This is a genomic window from Desulfovibrio mangrovi (genome assembly GCF_026230175.1).
GTDB lineage: Bacteria > Desulfobacterota > Desulfovibrionia > Desulfovibrionales > Desulfovibrionaceae > Halodesulfovibrio > Halodesulfovibrio mangrovi.
On the sequence record NZ_CP104208.1, the window covers coordinates 166,155 to 184,897 of the forward strand.

General features: G+C 54.4%; 14 protein-coding genes. 5 read left to right on the top strand and 9 right to left on the bottom strand.

The genetic code is table 11. The features are described 5' to 3' along the window. Positions 1-2: 2 nt before the first annotated feature. Positions 3-1,013, bottom strand: coding sequence for an amino acid ABC transporter substrate-binding protein (locus N1030_RS00755; RefSeq protein WP_265827064.1), 1,011 nt, complete (start codon positions 1,011-1,013; stop codon positions 3-5). Positions 1,014-1,340: 327 nt separating this feature from the next. On the opposite strand from N1030_RS00755, the gene N1030_RS00760 reads away from it, so the two are divergent. From N1030_RS00760 to N1030_RS00770, 3 genes are all read left to right on the top strand, one after another. Beyond that, on the top strand, positions 1,341-2,048 hold the full coding sequence (locus tag N1030_RS00760; RefSeq protein ID WP_265827065.1) for a GntR family transcriptional regulator: 708 nt from the start codon (positions 1,341-1,343) through the stop codon (positions 2,046-2,048). Positions 2,049-2,296: 248 nt separating this feature from the next. Further along, positions 2,297-3,739, top strand: a complete 1,443-nt coding sequence (locus N1030_RS00765; RefSeq protein WP_265827067.1) for a mannose-1-phosphate guanylyltransferase/mannose-6-phosphate isomerase — start codon at positions 2,297-2,299, stop codon at positions 3,737-3,739. Continuing rightward, positions 3,739-5,094, top strand: coding sequence for a phosphohexomutase domain-containing protein (locus N1030_RS00770; protein WP_265827068.1), 1,356 nt, complete (start codon positions 3,739-3,741; stop codon positions 5,092-5,094). The genes N1030_RS00765 and N1030_RS00770 overlap by 1 nt, the downstream gene beginning before the upstream one ends. A 75-nt stretch (positions 5,095-5,169) precedes the next feature. Here the strand turns inward: N1030_RS00770 and N1030_RS00775 are convergent, their stop codons facing one another. Together N1030_RS00775 and N1030_RS00780 are read right to left on the bottom strand one after the other, a co-directional pair. Further along, entirely contained in the window at positions 5,170-6,285 is a 1,116-nt protein-coding gene (locus N1030_RS00775; RefSeq protein ID WP_265827069.1) for a glycosyltransferase family 4 protein, read from the bottom strand. A gap of 47 nt (positions 6,286-6,332) precedes the next feature. Then, entirely contained in the window at positions 6,333-6,890 is a 558-nt protein-coding gene (locus N1030_RS00780) for a PilZ domain-containing protein (RefSeq protein ID WP_265827070.1), read from the bottom strand. A gap of 627 nt (positions 6,891-7,517) precedes the next feature. Between N1030_RS00780 and N1030_RS00785 the strand changes: the two genes are divergently transcribed. Beyond that, on the top strand, positions 7,518-8,942 hold the full coding sequence (locus N1030_RS00785) for a sigma-54-dependent transcriptional regulator (RefSeq protein WP_265827071.1): 1,425 nt from the start codon (positions 7,518-7,520) through the stop codon (positions 8,940-8,942). A 102-nt stretch (positions 8,943-9,044) separates the two neighbouring features. On the opposite strand, the gene N1030_RS00790 is transcribed toward N1030_RS00785, so the two are convergent. The 6 genes from N1030_RS00790 to N1030_RS00815 all read right to left on the bottom strand — a co-directional run bounded on the left by N1030_RS00790 (position 9,045) and on the right by N1030_RS00815 (position 15,460). Then, on the bottom strand, positions 9,045-10,193 hold the full coding sequence (locus N1030_RS00790) for a glycosyltransferase (RefSeq protein WP_265827073.1): 1,149 nt from the start codon (positions 10,191-10,193) through the stop codon (positions 9,045-9,047). Between the two features lie 347 nt (positions 10,194-10,540). Further along, a complete protein-coding gene (locus N1030_RS00795; protein ID WP_265827074.1) occupies positions 10,541-11,494 on the bottom strand; it encodes a PEP-CTERM sorting domain-containing protein in 954 nt (317 codons plus the stop codon). A gap of 317 nt (positions 11,495-11,811) precedes the next feature. After that, complete coding sequence (locus tag N1030_RS00800; protein ID WP_265827075.1) at positions 11,812-12,501, bottom strand: CAAX prenyl protease-related protein; 690 nt, start codon at positions 12,499-12,501, stop codon at positions 11,812-11,814. A 27-nt stretch (positions 12,502-12,528) separates the two neighbouring features. Beyond that, positions 12,529-13,578, bottom strand: coding sequence for an HlyD family secretion protein (locus tag N1030_RS00805; RefSeq protein ID WP_265827076.1), 1,050 nt, complete (start codon positions 13,576-13,578; stop codon positions 12,529-12,531). Further along, the gene (locus tag N1030_RS00810) at positions 13,575-14,327 is read right to left on the bottom strand and encodes an ABC transporter ATP-binding protein (protein ID WP_265827077.1); all 753 of its coding nucleotides are present in this window, start codon (positions 14,325-14,327) and stop codon (positions 13,575-13,577) included. The genes N1030_RS00805 and N1030_RS00810 overlap by 4 nt, the downstream gene beginning before the upstream one ends. A gap of 2 nt (positions 14,328-14,329) precedes the next feature. Further along, the gene (locus tag N1030_RS00815) at positions 14,330-15,460 is read right to left on the bottom strand and encodes an ABC transporter permease (RefSeq protein ID WP_265827078.1); all 1,131 of its coding nucleotides are present in this window, start codon (positions 15,458-15,460) and stop codon (positions 14,330-14,332) included. A gap of 602 nt (positions 15,461-16,062) precedes the next feature. Here N1030_RS00815 and N1030_RS00820 point away from each other — a divergent pair. After that, positions 16,063-18,732: a tetratricopeptide repeat protein gene (locus N1030_RS00820; RefSeq protein WP_265827080.1), complete on the top strand. Its 2,670-nt coding sequence runs from the start codon at positions 16,063-16,065 to the stop codon at positions 18,730-18,732. The last annotated feature ends 11 nt before the right edge of the window (positions 18,733-18,743 follow it).

Here is an 18,743-nt window from a genome sequence, read left to right on the forward strand (position 1 = left end):
GACTAGCGGAAAGGCGGAGCGTAGATCAGGCCGCCCTTGTTCCACTGCGCGTTGGGGCCGCGCTCAAGACGCAGAGGGGTGCTGGGGCCGAGGTTGCGGTCGAAGATCTGGCCGTAGTTGCCCACGGTCTTCAGCACGCGTACGGGAGCGCCCTGATCGAGGCCGAGGTCCTGCCACAGGGTGCCGGTCTTGCCGAGCATGCGCTGCACTTCAGGGTCGGTGCTTTCTTCGTACATCTTCTCCACGTTTTCTGCGGTGATGTCGAACTCTTCAGCGGCCATGGTCAGCCATACAGTCCAACGAACAATGTCCCCCCACTGGTTGTCGCCGTGGCGCACAACGGGGCCGAGGGGCTCCTTGGAAATCAGCTCAGGCAGAATGACGTGCTCTTCGGGCTTTTCCATGAGGGAGCGCTGGGCGGCGAGGCCCGAAACGTCGGTGGTATGCACGTCGCAGCGACCGGCGTCGTATGCGGCGCGAACGTCAGGCTGCTTGTCGAACACCACGGGGGTGAAGGACATGCCGTTCTTGCGGAAGTAGTCGGAAATGTTCAGTTCGGTGGTGGAGCCGGTCTGCAGGCAGATGGTGGCGCCGTCCAGTTCCTTGGCGCTCTTGATGCCGCTGGACTTGCGAACCATCATGCCCTGACCGTCGAACAGGGTGATGTTGGTGAAGTCGAGGCCGAGGTTGGCGTCGCGGCTCATGGTGTAGGTGGTGGTACGGGAAAGCAGGTCGATTTCGCCGGACTGCAGGGCGGGCAGGCGCTCCTTGGAGGTGAGCGGGGTATACTTGATTTCCGGCGTGTTCACCGCAGCGCCGACTGCGCGACAGAAGTCAACGTCAAAACCGAAGCGCTGGCCGTTGCTGTCCAGCGCGGAGAACCCGGGGTTCTCGATGTGGGTTCCACATTTCAGAAAGCCGTTCGCCTGCACATCCTGCAGGGTACCGGCCTGCGCTACGGAAGACGCAAACAGGGCGCCAGCCGCGGCAAGGGCAACCAGAATAGAACGCATAGCAAGTTCCTCACACCCCCGAAGACAAGCGGCGCAATATCGCGGGAGATTCGAATCCTGCACATGGCATGCAGGTTGCGCCGGTTCATACAGCACGGGCCGCATAGTATAGGACCACCCTCTTTGCTATTCATCCGGCAACAGATGGAATCGCCAAGCTGTGGCTGCTCCGTAGATACACGGATGTCGGGACTTGCGCAACTGGATTAACCCAGATGAAAAGAGTGTTTGTCAATTCCGCCGAAGGTGCGTAGATAAACACCTTCGAAATCCTATGCGTAGAGATGTCCTGTTTGGCTTGTAATTATACACTTTCGGGCGGGGGTCATGGCGGTATTCCGATATTATCAGATAGTCAGAAAGCACATCCTCAAGCGCATCGAATCCGGTGAGCTTTCTCCGGGAAGCCAGTTGCCCTCCGAGCGGACGCTGTGTGCCGAGCTGGATCTCAACCGCAACACCGTGCGCCATGCCCTGCAGTTGCTGCAGCGCGAGGGGCAGATATTCAGGCTCGAGCGTAGGGGATGGTATGTCAGCACCAGACGGTTGGTATACAATCCGGCAAAGCACGTGAACTTTGCCCGTCTTGCCTCCTCGCAGGGATTCGAGGCCCGTTGGACCACCAAGGATAACGGGGTGATCGAGGTCTCTCCGGAGATGGAGGATGAAGCCGGTTTCCCTTCCGGAACAAACGTTTATGAGATGGAAAACGACTTCTTTCTGGACAACCAGAAGGTGGCACACGTTGTTTCCCATCTTCATGCTGAACGGTTGAAGGATATTGTGCCCAAGACCGTATCCCGCGCCTTGACGCAGGTGGTGCAGGAAGAATACGGCATTTCCCTGTTGCAGCGCCGTTTGCTTATCCGTCCTGTATTGCTGCATAAGCAGGTGACGGATATGCTGGGGCTTTCGCTTGGTGCGCCCGGGCTGTATGTCCGTCGAGTCAAGACGGACGAACGGGGCGCGGTTTTATCCGTAGAGCAGGAATACTGGCGTTACGACGCCATCGAACTGCGTGTTGATGCCGAATAGCTGTACGGTGCATTGGGTTTGTCGTAATAATAGAAAGCGTTCGATCTAGCTGTTTATTTGAGGGGCAATTTTTTGTCAGCTATTGAACGGCGGGATGTTTGCTTTTATATCTAGTCGTAGTCGTTGTTTTTTCCTGCCGATTGATATCTTGAACTGATAATGGCGATGACAGATGCGACTTGTCCGCCGTAGCTTTTTCGGCCTGTCTGCCTGACTGGCGCAAGTGCCGATGATCAAGGAGATGTTTCGTGCTGATCCCCGTTATTTTATCCGGTGGTTCCGGTACCAGACTGTGGCCGCTTTCCCGCAAGCTGTTTCCCAAGCAGCTTATGCCCATGTTGGGTGGAAAAACCTCTCTGCTGCAGGCAACGGCTGGGAGAACGGTCGCCAAGGCGGGCATTTCCTCTCCCATTCTGGTCGTCAACGAAGAACACCGCTTCATGGTTGCCTCCCAGATGCAGGAAATCGGCGTGCACCCCTCAGGCATCATCCTTGAGCCGGTAGCAAGAAACACTGCTCCGGCCGTGGCGGTTGCGGCTCTCACGGCCATGCAGCAAGAGGATGACCCCATATTGCTGGTGCTGCCCGCAGATCATTACATCAAGGATAACGAGGCATTTCTGGCCGCTGTGGATATCGGCGTAGCCAGTGCGCAACAGGGCAGTCTTGTCACCTTTGGTATCGTGCCGGACAAGCCGGAGACCGGCTATGGTTACATCAAACGGTCAGCCGGAGGTGCGGGTGAAGGGGCTGCTCCCATTGAGCGGTTTGTGGAAAAGCCGGACCGCCCCACCGCTGAAGAGTATCTCGCCTCTGGCGATTACCTCTGGAACAGTGGCATGTTCATGTTCAAGGCATCCGTATTCCTCGCTGAACTTGAGCGCTTCAACCTGTCCATGCTTCAGGCATGTCAGGCTGCCACTTCGGGCGCCAGACTGGACCTCGATTTCGTGCGTCTGGATAAGACCGCTTTTTCGGGATGTCCTTCCGACTCCATCGACTATGCCGTTTTGGAAAAAACGGACAAGGCCGTGGTCATTCCGTTGTCCTGCGGTTGGAGTGACGTGGGGTCGTGGTCCGCACTGCAGGAAGTGCGCGAGAAGGATGCCAACAACAACGTGTGCATCGGTGATGTGGTGGCCGAAGATACCAAGGGTTGCTACCTGCATTCCACCAACAGGCTCATCGCCACGCTGGGGCTCGAAAATGTGGCCCTTGTGGAAACCAAGGACGCCGTGCTTGCCGCCCCCCTCGACAGGGTGCAGGACGTGAAGAATATTGTTGCCACGTTGAGCCGCGACAATCGGGAAGAGGTGATAAGCCACTGCCGCGTATTCCGTCCGTGGGGCAACTACGAGGGCATAGACCTTGGCGAACGTTATCAGGTGAAGCGCATTACCGTGTATCCGGGGCAGATTCTTTCTTTGCAGAAGCACTTCCATCGTGCGGAACACTGGGTCGTGGTCAAGGGAACGGCCCTTGTCACCAGAGGTGATGAACAAATTCTTCTGAGTGAGGACCAGTCTACCTATATTTCTCTCGGCACCGTGCATCGTCTTGAAAACCCGGGCAAGGTCAACCTCGAACTCATTGAGGTGCAGACAGGCAGCTATCTGGGTGAAGACGATATCGTACGATTGGACGACGTATATGGTCGCAGCGGCGATGCCGCAGTGAAGGGGGAGGAGTAATGTCTGACCGGTTGGGGTGCTTCAAGGCCTATGACGTGCGCGGCAGAGTGCCTGACGAGCTGAATGACGACATCGCCTACCGCATCGGGCGTGCGTATGCAGCTTTTCTCAAGCCTTCGCGGGTGGCGGTGGGACACGATATCCGCTTGTCCAGTCCCGCCATGACGGACTCCCTGATCCGGGGACTCACGGAAGGCGGCGCAGACGTCTTTCATATTGGTCAGGGTGGAACGGAGGAGATATACCACGCAGCATTCGACATGAATGTTGACGGTGGTATAATGGTCACTGCCAGTCATAATCCCAAGAATTATAATGGGATGAAGTTTGTGCGTGAAGGCTCGCGACCCATCAGCGGCGACACGGGGCTCAACGAGATCGGCCGCATGGCTGCGCTGAACGAGTTCCCTGCTGTTTCCAAGGTCGGGGCCGTGTCATACCACGATAACTCTGAACGCTATGTCGAGCATCTTTGTGGGTATGTGGACGCTGCCAAGCTCAAGCCGCTCAAGATCGTGGTAGATCCCGGCAACGGCGGAGCAGGCAAGATCATCTCCCTGCTGGAAAAGCACCTGCCCTTTACCTTCATCAAGATTCATTTTGAGCCGGACGGCAATTTCCCCAACGGGGTACCCAACCCGTTGTTGCCCGAAAACCGTGCTGCCACGGCTGCGGCCGTGCGTGAGCATGGTGCGGACATGGGGCTTGCCTGGGACGGAGACTTTGACCGCTGTTTCTTCTTTGACGAGCAGGGCGAGTTTATTGAAGGATACTACCTTGTAGGACTTCTCGCTCAGGCTTTTCTGCAGAAGGAGCCCGGTGCCAAGATCATCCATGATCCCCGCCTGACGTGGAACACCGTGGATGTTGTGGGGCGCAACGGTGGCATTGCCGTGCAGTCCAAAACAGGGCACGCCTTCATCAAGGAACGTATGCGGCATGAGGATGCCGTCTACGGCGGGGAGATGAGCGCTCATCACTATTTCAGGGAGTTCGCTTATTGCGACTCCGGCATGATTCCGTGGCTTATGGTGGCTCAGCTCGTAAGTGTAACGGGCAAATCCCTGTCTCGGCATGTTGAGGAAGCCATGCGGGCCTATCCCGCCAGCGGCGAAATCAACCGACGGGTGCAGGACGCCAAAGCCTGTATCCGTGCCGTGCGCGAGGTGTTTGAACCGCAGGCTCTCCGCGTGGATGAAACCGATGGCATCAGTCTTGAGTTTCCGGAGTGGCGGTTTAACCTGCGAAGCTCCAATACGGAGCCTGTTCTCAGGTTGAATGTGGAATCTCGCGGAGACAAGGCCCTGATGGAAGACATGACGCGCCGGTTGCTCGAGATCATTGACGCTGCGTAGGGGCGCAGACGATACGCTGATAGAAAAAGCCGCTGTCCGTATGGGCAGCGGCTTTTATTTTTTTCTGAAATGCGACTACAGGCAGAGCCTGTTGTAGAGGGATTCGTATTGCTCGAACATGACCGATTGTGCGTAACGCTGTTCCACAACCGCGGGAGCCTGTCTGGCAATGCTGTTGCGTAAGGCGTGGTCTGTGATGATGCTCCGCAGTGCCTTTGCAAGGTCTTGAGGCGACTCCGACGAAACCAGACAGCCGTTGCGGCCATGTTCCAGAATTTCTGGAATATGGCCAACACTGGTGGATATTACGGGTTTTCCGGCTGCCATGGCTTCCAGCAGGGCAAAGGGCAGCCCCTCGGAGCGGGAGGGCATGACAAAACAGTCCAGTGCTGCGAGTATTTCCGGGATGTTGCTGCGGGCACCTGCAAACACTACTTTTTCTGCCAGCCCCAATGCGTGGGCGCGTTCCCGCAGGGGGCTCTCCATGCTTCCCGAGCCGGTCAAGACAAGTCTGGCTTCGGGAAAACTCCCGGCGATGTCCGCAAAGGCTTCAAGCAGAATGTCCGGCCCCTTGATATGCTCAAGTCTGCCTACGGAACCTATGAGGAAATTCTCTGCCGATGCGGCTATCTCTGTACGGAATCGTGTGCCGTCGGCCCGCTGCATTGCGTCAATATCCACCCCGTTCACGATGGTCAGTATTTTTCGGGGGGGGATACCGTCTTTTCGGGCGGAGGCTTCCGCCAGTTGGGGGGATACTTCCGCAAGGGCATCCAGCCCGTACGCAAACAAACGCTTTTCCCAGCGCCTGCGGGCGCGTTCGTCCAGATAGTGCCTGCTGTGCTCGGTCATGATGACCGGAATGCGACATATGGTGCCAGTCGCGGAGGCGTAAGCCATGCTGGACAGATCGTGGGCATGGAGAAGCTGTATTCCGTTGTCCCGAACAAAGCGGCATAGCCCCCGAAATACCTTCCAATCGAAGACCATGGGACGTCGGGGAATGTGGTGTATGCGAATGTCGTGTCTATTCAGTGTGGATGTGTCGTAATCCTCGCCGTCGAAGCAGATAATGGAGGCTTGAGCCCCCCGTCTTGCGTGCTCCACTGCAAGGTCATGGACGAGCTTCTCCGCGCCGCCAAGGCGCATGGCGAGTATCGTGTGAGCTACGTGGGGGAGGGGTGAAGGCATTGGGCAACAAGAGGTGTTAATGTTTATCTGCAAGTGGTGATGCCAAATTACGATACACGCGGTTCCGCATTTTTCTTCAGCAACATTTCAACAGGCCCGCCCTGCTCAAGAAGACAGCGGAGCATGTCGTTGCTGGCAGGATCTGTCATTTCAAAAATAGCCCCTACATGCAGTTCGTCACCAATGGGATCTATTCGTTTGGCTTTGCAGGAAAAACGGAGAGGGAATTTCTCCTCGTCAATCGCGAAGAAGATTTCGAAGTTCAGCGTGTCAGCATCCCGGTTGCCTAGCGAGCCCCCGAACGCACTGGCCTTGCAGGATATTCCTAATCCTTTGTGTGAAATATCCCGTATGGTTGCAGCCTGATACTTTCCGTGTGTTCCGGATATGTCCATGATGTAGACCATGGCTGGAATGGACAGATGCATGCGATTGAAGGCGCGCTGATCAGATCCGTGAATCTTGGAGAGGTCGCGATAATACAGGTACTGATCGACAATACCCTCCAATAGTTCCTGTGCGGCAATCCCCATCTCCTCAGCGGCTCTTTCCAGCCGTCTGCCAGTCTGGTCGCTCGTCTTGTATGTGTAATCGGTGGTTTTCACACGAACTCCTTTGCGAAAATACAAGGAACGCTTCATTGGAAGGATATATGAAAAAGCCGTGCCATAATGCTTTGTGAAGGTTGTATTGTTTTATAACTGTTTGATATTGTGATTTTTATCTGTTTATTTAAGAAGTCTGGGGAGTTGGCGTTAAAGAATGATGTGTCAGTATTTCAGTGTGTTGTATTGTTTGTTCGGTTGATTGTGTGAAAGGTGCAGGTCTTCAGTTGTTGTTATAATCCGGAAATTATGGATAGATCAAGGCGGCCCTTGATGTTTTACGGTATTTTCGGACTTGTAGTTTTCTGTATTTATTGCGAATGCGCTGTGGTGGAGAGGGTGTCGTATTGTTCCGGACAATAGTTATTTTTTAATTCACACCTTGGTGCTTTTTTGGCATATTGGTAGAGTAGTAATAGGATTATTTATCTTGTGTTCTCCGAAAAGCCGAACCAATCGTGAGGTTGGGGGGAAAGCCGGCGGATATCGGGGGGGAGATGGCCGGGCTGCCAGAGGCGCGCCAGATGCTCCTGGCTTCATGGGGGATCTGGTCGCGACAGTCTTCTTTGCACAGCGGGCCATTGCTTTGGGTGTGCTACAGGCAAATACAGCAAGTCGTGGACTTCGATGGAACGAATACACATCATAGACGATCGCAAGGATTTTTGCGTTGCATTCACATCCATGATCAAGCGCATGGGCTATCCTTGCGAGGTTTCCAATTCCATTAGTGAAGGTATGCAAAGGCTTTGGGATAAGCCTGGTGAACTTATCTTCATTAATGGGAATCTGCCGGAAGGCAGCTCCCTTGATTACATCGGTGAGCTTTCGCTTTCTCCGGGAACGCCGGATGTTGTTGTCATCACAGCCAACGGCAACAGCGATAATGCCGAATCGGCCATCCGTGCCGGCGCATGGGATTATCTGGTAAAACCCATTACCTATGACAAGCTGGAAGAAACGGTCACCCGTTGTCTGACTCATCGGGCCGCGCGAAGGGATTATGAACTGAAGGCCGTATTCGACAGGGGCAGCATTATCGGCAGCAGTCCCCGTTTCGAACAGGTATTGCAGAAGCTCGCAATCGTATCGCGCTCTATCGGTAATGTGTTGTTGATTGGGGAGACAGGCACCGGCAAGGAGCTTCTGGCCAAAGCCATTCATAAGAACAGCGACAGGGCTGATAAGGCCTTTATTGTGGTGGATTGCACCAATCTGCCGACAACCCTTGCCGAGAGCATTCTGCTGGGGCATGCCAAGGGCGCTTTTACCGACGCCAAGGAGGCCAGCGACGGTCTTTTCAAGCAGGCGGACGGCGGTACCATTTTTCTGGATGAGATAGGCGACCTTGATCTTTCCATCCAGAAGTCCCTGCTTCGAGTGTTGCAGGAACGTTCATTCAGGCCGCTGAAATCCCTCAAGGAAGTGCAGAGCGACTTCCGCGTTGTGGCGGCTACCAACAAGAATCTCACCGAGATGGTTGAAAAGGGCGAGTTCCGCAGGGATTTGTACTACCGTTTGAGAACCAACGTGGTTGAGGTGCCGCCTCTCAGGGAAAGAAGAGAGGATATTGAACCTCTTGTAAGACACTTTGCAGATTATATCTGCGAGCAGCTGAAGATGCCGGAGAAAAAGATTTCCCAGGATTTCATTAATGCCATGGAGATCTACGATTTTCCGGGGAATGTGCGCGATGTGATTAACATCATGCATACCGCTGTGAGCAATTCCTTTGATGTCGGCATGTTGTATGTACATCACCTGCCCAGAGAAGTGCGCGCCTTTCTCATGAAGCACTCTCTGGCGGGAGAGGAGACCCAGAACAGGGGCGATGTGCTGGATATCACCCCCTCGGATTTGTATTATGGGGAAGATTTCCCGACCATAAAGGAAGTCCGTCGGCAGGTGGTTGACCAGATGGAATCCGAGTATCTCAACAGACTTATTGAGCGATTTGGTGCTGATGTTGCGGCCCTGTGCAATGTGTCGGGTATGTCACGGGCACGGCTATATGAATTGCTGAGCAAACACGGCATGTCTCTTAAAAAATAGCCAGGCAGAAAGGATTCAACACAACGTGTAAGCCCCGTTTTACGGGGCTTTTTTGTCAGGGCAGTCAAGGATCGCTTTGAGGTGGGTTCAGAAATTGTTTGATTACGCGGTCGCCCCGGAACTTTCAGTCAGTTGCTCCAGATGTTCCGCACAGAGCAGGGGAGCATCATAAGTTGAAATGATGTGTTGCATCGTGCGGGCGTTGTCGCTGAATCGTGGCGAGCCGAGAATCTGCTGGACGGCATCATGCAGGGCCGTTGGGGATGTCTCGAATGTCTTTTGTGTGACTGTCAGCCCTGTGCCGAGCGCTTCCACTCTGCGCATGTTGAAGTGCTGATCCGGAATTGTGGGAATACCGATTACGGGAACGCCCTTGCCAAGCGCCTGATAGATGGTGCCGTTTCCGCCATGGCAGATGACTATGGCGCTTTTCTCCAGCACATGATTACCGTCTATGAATGGTGTGACCCGGATATCCGGATGATCCTGAGGCAGATCCTCCTTCTGGCCGCCGGTCGCGATAACGCCGCGCATGCCGTTGGCATCAAGCATGTTGAAGGCTGTTTCAAACAGCGCCGGAATGGCGGTGGAACCCATGCTGACAAAGACAAGCGGCCTTGTATCCTGAGCGTTTGCCATGTCCTGCCACCACTCTGGGGCGGGAGACGTACCGTTCCATACAATGGGACCCACGTAGTGGTAATGGGACGGCAGGCATCGTGTCGGGAAGTATTCAGGGGTATCTGCCAGCAGGGTCAGGTCGCCCCCCGCAAGGCAGTTTGTTGCTGTTGCCTGCCTGTGCAGTCCGTATCGCCTTGAGCGCTTGGAAAAGGCGGGCATGGCCATATTGAATACCGCCATCTCCAGCCAGAGGTTCAGATTGTCCAGCCACCTGTTCCATCCTGTAGATTCTGCGGCACAGGTTGGTGAGTGGTGGGCGCAGTCACCGGTGCGGGAGGGGAACAGCGGTACATACGGGTTGGCGCGATAGGCTGTTGAAGAGACGTTGACGATGGCCGCATGGGGGACCTTGGCAATGTATGTGGATATTCTGGCCGAAAAACGGCCGTCCGTTAGAACCACATCCGGGCGTACGGATTTGAAGAGCTCCACGTCTGCGTCAATCATTTTGTCCAGTGTGTTTTCATCAACGAAGCGAAGCTTGCCGTCACGTATGTTGTCGAAAAGCTGCTTTGGGTCGGGTTCGAACAATGGGAACGTATTGAATCCTTCCTGTTCAAGTATCCGCATCTTCGGGCTTTCACCTGCAAACTCTACCAAATGCCCACGTTGCCGAAGTGTTTTACCGGCCTCAAGCACTCTGCTCAGGTGTGAGTACGTGTGGGAGTATGGGATGCAGAGAATGCGCATGGCAGCCTCCTTGGTTCTGATTGGCGGTTCTAAAGGATCTGCTGAAAGTGTGTCGGTATTGTTTGCAGAATGCGATTATTATATGTCTGATCAATATGTTGAGTGCAGGGGGCTTGCAGGCTGTTTGGTAATACCGACCTTGTCCGGCTTTGACCGGGAAAGCAAAACAAAGAGGCGCAGACCATGGTGGTCTGCGCCTTTGTTATGCTTCTTGGGAGTTTATGAAGCTAGGCAACCTGATTCCTGCGGCAGAAGAAGCCCAGTACGAGCAGGCCGAGGCCGCTGAGCAGGATGGTTGCAGGTTCAGGAACGGTGCCGAAGGAGCTTGCGCCATCAACTTCGAAGGCAAAGTCGCCGGGGCTGCCGTCCCCGTTGGGGTAACCGTTGATGTGGGCGTAATCACCGTTGCCAGCCAGCAGGAGGTAGTCAATGGGGATCGTGCCGCCAGCCAGAGTCTCGATGCCATCGGGGGGATCGATGTGAGTGAAGGGGACACTCTGCGTTCCGACAAAGTCCAGAGTGATGAAGAGAGACTGGGCAAGAAGGGCAGCAAGGGTTTCTTCATCAAGGGTGAAGTAGCCGTCAGCAAGGAAGTCGATGAGCATATTGGCCTTTGTACCACCGCCACCTTCCATGGCCGCGACATCGGGCTGTGCAAGGGTGCCGTTAGGGTAGTTGTCAAGGTAAGGAACGATGTCGCCGGCGGTGGAGTAAGTGGAGGTGCCGAGGCTGGTAAAATGTCCGCTGAGGATAAGCGTTCCATCAGTGGTGTGGTCGAGGCTGCCCGCGGTGTCGATATACACTTCAAAGTAGTTAAGATCGGAAGGGAGCAGATCAAAAGAAGCAAAGCTCAAGCCGGGCAGGGTATAATAGGTTCCGGTTTCCGAGAACCCAGCTATTGCGTTGATCTCATATGCTGGATCAAGACTTGCCAAACCACCGGGAGTCAGGAGGTTCGACAGGGTGGACTGCAGATATACATCCGAATCCCATGTCCAGCTATCTTCTGCGCTGAAAATTACAGAGTCCTTTGCCACACCTGCGCCAGGAGCCCAGTCAAAACCGGTGATTTCAATACCGCCTCCGCCACCGGTCGGGTCAAAGAAAATTTGCGCATGGGCTGATAAGCTCCCCGCGAGGACCATCAACGCAACTGCGATTGTAGCGATTAGCTTTTTCATTTTTTCAACCTTCCTTAGATTTTTTGGAGGGGAAAAAGACCCCTGGCAAATTTTGATGATACGGTTTCGAAGCTAATTGTGCACGGAGTGTGCCATTTGAATATCGTTTTGAAATTTAAGGTAAAAATGCGATTCCCAGGGTGGTTGTTATGGCGTGGGGCTTTCAGATGTGACAGGTTGTCCGACAGTTATCGACAGACCTTACATACGACCGGCCGGAGGACGGATGCGGGGCAGAAAAAGCCCGCTGTGTCCTGAGGACAAGCGGGCTGTTGTTACTGAAATTTCTTTATCTGATTGGTAATTACAGAGGGGGGCTACCAGAACCACCACTGCTCGTACCGGATGACATAGAGTCCCAGCAGCAGGTTGGTTACGGCGTGCGAGAGAATACACTGGGCAATGCTGCGTGTTCGCCAGTAGATGGTATTGTATGCCAGTCCGGCGAGAAAGCCCGCAGCCACGGAGTGGTGTTCCAGTGCAAAGAGGAGGGCTGTGCCGAAGAAGGTCAGCGGAGAGATGGTACCAATGGGGAGGGAAGTGAAATCTGCTTTCTGCAGATAGCGGATGAGAAATGAGCGCCAGAAGAGTTCTTCGATTATCGGAACAACCAGAGCAGCTCCTGCAAGGCGTACAGCAATGAGGGCTGTTCGTGGAACGCCTTCAGGGACGGCCTGTGGCGTGAAGCTGGTCTGCGGTATGGACAGGACGGCCCAGGGCTGGGTCAGATAAATCCATAGTCCGAACACCGCTATGCCGAGTGAAATGCTTAATGAGGACTGCCTCAGCTGAGAGAGTTCTCTCCATCGGATTTCATTGCAATGTCTGTAGAAAAAGAAAAGAGTTGCCAAGGCGCAGGTTATTTTAACAGGATACAGCAGTGTCTGGCTTTCCGGCGAAAGCAGGGATGACGTGGCTGGAATCAGGGCGATGATCTCGCTGGTTGCCACAAAGAGCATGTACACCGCGAAAGGGGCTACGCGCGGAAGGTATTTCGGGAAGTTCATGAGGGCAAACCCTCCGTGAATGTGGCGTTATGGTGTTGCGGAGATGAACACGTCCATGCGAAGGCCGCTTACCAGCGGGCCGGGGGCATCCAGCGTCACAATGATCTCCAGAACCTTTCTGTCCATGGTTTCTGCGGGATCACCTGAAAAGATTTTCTTTCGTCCCATTATCTGGCTGATGCGGGTTATTCTCCCGGGAAAACGCTGCTCGCCAAAGGCCGTTGCCGTTGCGTAGGCGGGCAGGCCAACCCGCAGATGGCCGATGTCCTTTTCGTCCACCTCTGCCCGGATATTCAGCGTGCTTATGTCGCCAAGCGCTATGACGGGACTGTCAAACAATATGGAAACCGCCTCGCCGCCTTGACGCAGCAGTCGAAGCACCGTGCCTGCTATGGGGGCGGTCAATCGTGTCTTTGCCAGTTCGGCTTCAGCCTCGTGCAGGCGGGCTTTGCTGGCATTTACGGAAAATGCCGCCTTTTTGATGTCTTCGGAGCGGAAAGGCCGGTCGGCCAGTTCAAATCGGGCCTGGGCTTCCTTGTGGGCTTCTTTGGCTACATAGTATTCCTTCCACGCTCTGTAGACTTCTTCGGTCGCAATATGGTCATTTTTCTGAAGGGCGTCTCTGCTCTTTGCTTCCCGCAGATTCTGCTCCATTATCATTTTGGCCTGCTTCACAGCGGCCCATGCTTCATTTCGTTCCTGCTGTCTGCCGCCGGAGATCTGTTTGCGGTATTCCGTTTCGGAAATACTGTTTTCGGCCCGGGCATTCTCAACCTTGGCAAGGTAGGAATCCTGCTTCAGTCGGGCCAGCAACTGCCCCGCCTTGACGCTCTCGCCTTCGGATACAAGCACTTCTTCAATCAGTCCGCTGAGCTCGAAGGAAAGCTCAAGTTCTTCTGAAACAGGTTCAACAACGCCTGAGGCAACGATGAAAGAGTTGTCGGCGACCGCTATATGCTGCGCTGCGGGCGTGACTGGCAATTTCACCTCTGACGCGGCAGCCATGTGCCTGTCCAGATAAACATATCCGGCTCCGGCTGCGAACAGGGATAAGAGGATGATCACTAAGGCTTTCATGCTTTATCTCCTCCGGTCGCTTTGCATTGCTGAGGTGCTGTGCGGGCAAGCGGATTCGTGGTGTCGTCGTAGTCGGGACCGATGAGGTGCCCGTCTTCGATGCGTAAAATCCTGTCTGCGAACTCCGTTATCCGGTTGTCATGGGTCACAATCACGACCGCGCGGTTATGTTCGCGGGCAAGCTTTCTCAGCAGGTTCATGATGATTGTGCCATTCTCCGAGTCCAGTGCGGCCGTTGGTTCGTCGGCGAGCATAAGCGTGGGGTTGCCTGCAAGCGCACGGGCTATGGCAAGCCGCTGCTTTTGTCCGCCGCTTAGTTTGGACGGGTGGTTTTCCAGTTTATCGCCGAGCCCCACGCTCTGCAGATGCATGGCTGCCTCATCCTTGGCTTTCTTGCCGCTCTCTCCTCTCAGTGCCAGCGCTACCTGGACATTCTGCAGGGCTGAAAGGCTGGGAAATAGATTGTACTCCTGAAAGATGAAGCCGATATGCTGCAGCCGCAGTTGCGCTTTTCGGGATGAGGATACGCCGGTCATGGGGTGGCCCGCGATGGTAATTTCTCCTGACGTCGGGCTGAGGATGCCGCCCATGATGGAGAGCAGGGTGGTCTTGCCGCTTCCGGAGGGCCCCATGAGCATGACGATTTCCCCTTTGCTCACAGTGAGACTCACGTTTTTCAGGGCGTGGTGGACAGTGGTCCCTGTCGTGAAGCTTTTACTTATGTTGTCCGCGATGAGAACTGTCTGCATGGTCAACGCCCCTTGAATACGATTGCAGGATCAATGGTCGTGACCTTGCGAATGGATATGAACGAGGCGGTCACGCACATGATGATGGTGAGGCCGAGCATGCCGAGAGCCACGTCCTGCGGCAGCAGAATGGCAGCATCACCGCCGGTGTTGAGCTTGACGATATACATGCAGATGATCATGCCGCAGCCGTATCCCAGCGATGCGCTGATGATGGCCTGCAGAATGAGTATCTTGTAGATGAAGCTGTTTGGAGCGCCCATTGCCTTGAGCGTGGCGAATTCCGCCATGTGGTCGAGCGTTGTGGCGTAGAGGGTTTGCGCTACGACCACCATGCCAACGATGAAGCCCAGCAGAGCGGCCAGAAGAAGCGACACGCCCGCTCCGGTGCTGAACATCCAGTAGTGCTCCGTTTTCTTCGCAAATTCCGCGGAGGTGAAAACATCCACATGTGGCACTTGCTGCCTGATTCTGTCCCTCAGCGTTTCCGGTGAAAGACCTTTTTCCGCTTTAACCAGAACATAGGTCAGCTGTTCAGGGGTGACAGGGGTGTACTTGGGGGCGTTCTTGAATGCCGTGAACACGTAGGGGGATGTGGTGAAGGAGCGTATGCCGGAGGTCAATCCCACCACTCTGGCTCTTTTTCCTTCGATTTCCGCTTCCTGTCCGATGCGTTCCACGCCGAGGCGTTCAAGGTACAGGTGATCCAGAAATACCGTATCCGCGGCATCAAGCATTTCCGTATGTCCTTGAATCAGGTTCCATGGGCCACCCAGTCCCGTTGTCATGTCAAACCCGACAACTTCGATGGATTCCTGTCCGCCCCCCTTCTTTTTCCATAACGCGAAGTGGACAATCATGGGGCTGGCCTTGGCGACTCCGGAGACGGATCTGACCTCATACAGTTTGCCCTCGCTCATGGGCATGGCGATGTCGAAGTTCTTCACTCCCTTGGAAGCAACCCATACGTCTGCCCCGCTGTGTCTGATGACTCCGGAGATGGTGTCCACGAACCCCAGAAACAATCCGACCTGAACCGTAATGAGGACGACAGCGAAGACGATGCCTATCAGTGTGACTGATAGCCGGATTTTGTCGTGGAAGAGGTTTTGCCAGGCGATCGTGGAAATCATGATGGTCCTGTGAGCGCTGTGCTGCTTTGTTAATGTATGGCTAAATCGGGCCGTCCTCACTTGGTGGATGCTCTGCTGATTTCATGTCTGATTCAATTTTTTCACTGTAGAATCGCTGAGTTAGTTTGTTCCTCTTGGGTTGTTTGTGCCGAGGGCTCCGTTTTTTTTCAGATATACTCCTCAGAGGTCGCAACCTCGCGTATTGTGTTCATGCATGAAATGAACCGGTTGTAATCCGTGGAAGAACTGTGACGTGCAATTACAGTGGGGAGACTTGTCCATCATAGTAACATATGAGGATAAAATATGAAACTGTCGGTAAATTTATCAGATTGGGTTGAACGGGTTATTCAGTCCAGAATTTGTGGACAGAATCATGTGAAAAGTACGGGCGGTTGTAAGGAATAGTGACAGTATGAGCGGGCAGTATTGGTGAAAGAAACAAGTATTCCAGATCGTTCATCCCTGTTGAATATCTGTCGGAATAGTTGGCATGCCTTTGGCAGTGATTGGAATGATTAAAACGTCGGAAGAGACTTTGTATGAGGCGAAGCCTTCCGGGTGAACGGTGTTCACCGCTAAACATTCTCATGGGAGCAATCATGGCTTTCTTCCGAACTATCCTTTGTGCTCTTATTATCCTGCCCCTGTTTGTCTCCGGTTGCGCCGGCGACAGCAGCAAGGATTTTTTCAAAGAAGGGGAACAACTGCTCAAGGACGGGAATTCCGGAGGGGCCATAGTTCTGTTCAAGAGTGCCCTTGACCTGGATCCGGGGTATTACGATGCCCGTTTGAAGCTGGGGATTGCGTACATGTACAGCGGCAAACCCGAGCAGGCAGAGAAGGAGTTGCAGAAAGCGTTTCACCAGAAACAGGATGATCCGGCCCTGCTGATTGCCATGGCTCGTTTGTATACAGCCTGGAATAAGGGGGAAGAAGCGCTCGTCCCGTTGAAGCGTCTTGAGAACCTCTCCAAGGTCAATGCCGAGAGCGAGGAGTTGCTCGGTCTGGCCAAGGCCATTCTGCGTGATAAGCCGGAGGCCATAGCGGCGTTTAAGCGTTCTCTTGAGATTGACCCCAAGCGTCAGTCGGCCCGGTTGGCGCTGGCCCGTTATTACTTCTTCCAGCAGATGTATGATGATTCGCGTTCCGAGCTTTCCCTGCTGACCGAGGAAGCGCCTGACGATGTTGGCGTCCTCAAGCTTGCGGTTGATCTCGAAATGAAGGTCGGCACCGCGGAAACCCAGATGGTTGCCTTGCGCAATATGCTCAAGGTCAAGCCTCAGGATGTCTATGGCAGGTACTGGGTTGGCGTTCTGCTCCTGCGTGAAGGAGACTTGAACGGTTCACAGGCGATGCTCGCTTCCATGAAGCAGGATGCGCCTGAAGATTATTATACCCGAATGCTCGAAGGGGTTCTTGCTTTCAGGGAAGGTGATTACCTCACCGCTTTGAACCAGTTCCAGAAATGTGTGGCCATACGGCCAACCTATGATGCCTATTTCAAGTTGGGCGTCGCCGCTAATGCCAAGGGGGATGTCGAGACGGCACTCAGTCATTTTCAGGTTATCGTGGACTACTGGCCCAACGACGAGGCTGCCCGTCGCATGATTGCGACGATACTCATGAGGCAGGGGCGTCTTGAAGAGGCCGAACAGGTTACCGAAAAGCTGGTGGAAATTAACCCGGAGAACGTCTGGGCCAACTTCATGCTCGGGAACACCCTGATGGCCAGAGGCGAACTGGATAAGGCTGAACAGGCCTTTGATGCTGCCATTGCCAAGGAGCCGGGGATGGTTCTGGCCCACTTGCGCAAGGGGGCTATCTACAAGGCCAAGGGTGAGACAAAGGCCGTGCAGAGTTCTCTGGAGTCCGCTGTTGATGGTGCGCCTGATAATCTGCTGGCCAGAACGGCCTTGGCTAACTTCCATATACAGCGTCGGAACCTCAAGGAAGCTCGAAAGGTATTGGAAGGCGGGTTGGGTGCCGGCGGTTCTTCCGATGCGCAGGTGTACAACCAGCTTGCCTCGCTGGATATCGCTGAACGAAATAAGGTTGAGGCGATAAAGCATCTCGATAGGGCGATCAAGGCCGATTCCAAGTTCGAACCTACCTATTTTGACAAGGTCAATCTGTATCTCGCAGACGGGAAACAGGAAAAGGCCTTGGCCGAGCTGGACACGTTGCTGGCGGTGAATCCTGAATCCGTCAGGGGACTGATTGCCTCAGCAGCCCTTTTGGACGTTCTGGGGCGGGATGATGCGGCTGAAGCGCGATTGCTGAAGGCCCGTTCCATTTCCCACCAGCCCATGGCGTTGGAACTGATAGCCGTTCGCTATCTGCGCATGGGGCGCACGGATGAAGCTCTGGCTACGCTTTCCTCTGCGGAAGGCGGGCCGGGTTCCGAGCCGCTTGTCAATCTGCGGGCGAATATCCTCATGAATTCCAACAAGCCGGATGAAGCTCTGAAAGTGTATGAGTCTGTTGCCAGCACCATGCCTATTCTTTCCCGTGCCGGAACGTACCGGATTTACAGCCAGACCAAGCAGTATGACAAGGCTCTGGTTGTTGCCCGGGAAATTGAAACCTTTGCCAGGACACCCGCAGAGGCTCAACTGGGCATCATCTTCGCCAGCCGTTCTCTTGAGCAGCAAGGAAAGAGCAAGGAAGCCTTTGAAGGACTTGAACAGGCTTACAAGGCGACACCTTCTCCCGAGTTGCTGCTTGAGCAAGCTGCCATGAGCACACGCCAGAAGAACTTTGAGAAGGCGGAAACGTATCTTTCGGCCTGTATCAAGCGATATGACGATTATGCGCCCGCCAAGAGCGCATTGGGTAACCTGTATATTCTGAAGGGACAGAGAGAAGAGGCAATCAAGGTGTACGAGGGGCTGGTGCAGGGCGGTGCCGCAGACCTCACCGTGCTGAACAATCTGGCCATGCTGTACATCGACTCGAACAGCAACAAGGAACAGGCTCTCAGAATCGCCTATGCCGCATACATGAAGGCTCCTGCCAATCCTGCAGTGCTTGATACGCTGGGTGTGGTGCTTCTGGGCAACAACAGGGCTGCCGATGCTGTTCGGGTGTTCCAACGGGCTATTGCCATCGTGCCGGACCAGCCGTCTCTGCGCTACCAGCTTGGGCGCGCTCTGGCTGCTGCCGGCAAAGTGGCCGAGGCGAAGAAAGAGCTCAAGTCTGCTCTGGAGATGGGAACTTTCCCTGAATCGGACAAAGCCAGGAAGCTTATGGGAGAGTTGAATAAGAGCTAGCGGCCTTTATC

Coding starts and splice junctions, on each gene's coding strand:
- N1030_RS00755 (WP_265827064.1), bottom strand. CDS start 1,013: ATGCGTTCTATTCTGGTTGCCCTTGCCGCGGCTGGCGCCCTGTTTGCG.
- N1030_RS00760 (WP_265827065.1), top strand. CDS start 1,341: ATGGCGGTATTCCGATATTATCAGATAGTCAGAAAGCACATCCTCAAG.
- N1030_RS00770 (WP_265827068.1), top strand. CDS start 3,739: ATGTCTGACCGGTTGGGGTGCTTCAAGGCCTATGACGTGCGCGGCAGA.
- N1030_RS00775 (WP_265827069.1), bottom strand. CDS start 6,285: ATGCCTTCACCCCTCCCCCACGTAGCTCACACGATACTCGCCATGCGC.
- N1030_RS00785 (WP_265827071.1), top strand. CDS start 7,518: ATGGAACGAATACACATCATAGACGATCGCAAGGATTTTTGCGTTGCA.
- N1030_RS00790 (WP_265827073.1), bottom strand. CDS start 10,193: ATGCGGATACTTGAACAGGAAGGATTCAATACGTTCCCATTGTTCGAA.
- N1030_RS00795 (WP_265827074.1), bottom strand. CDS start 11,494: ATGAAAAAGCTAATCGCTACAATCGCAGTTGCGTTGATGGTCCTCGCG.
- N1030_RS00800 (WP_265827075.1), bottom strand. CDS start 12,501: ATGAACTTCCCGAAATACCTTCCGCGCGTAGCCCCTTTCGCGGTGTAC.
- N1030_RS00805 (WP_265827076.1), bottom strand. CDS start 13,578: ATGAAAGCCTTAGTGATCATCCTCTTATCCCTGTTCGCAGCCGGAGCC.
- N1030_RS00810 (WP_265827077.1), bottom strand. CDS start 14,327: ATGCAGACAGTTCTCATCGCGGACAACATAAGTAAAAGCTTCACGACA.
- N1030_RS00815 (WP_265827078.1), bottom strand. CDS start 15,460: ATGATTTCCACGATCGCCTGGCAAAACCTCTTCCACGACAAAATCCGG.
- N1030_RS00820 (WP_265827080.1), top strand. CDS start 16,063: ATGGCTTTCTTCCGAACTATCCTTTGTGCTCTTATTATCCTGCCCCTG.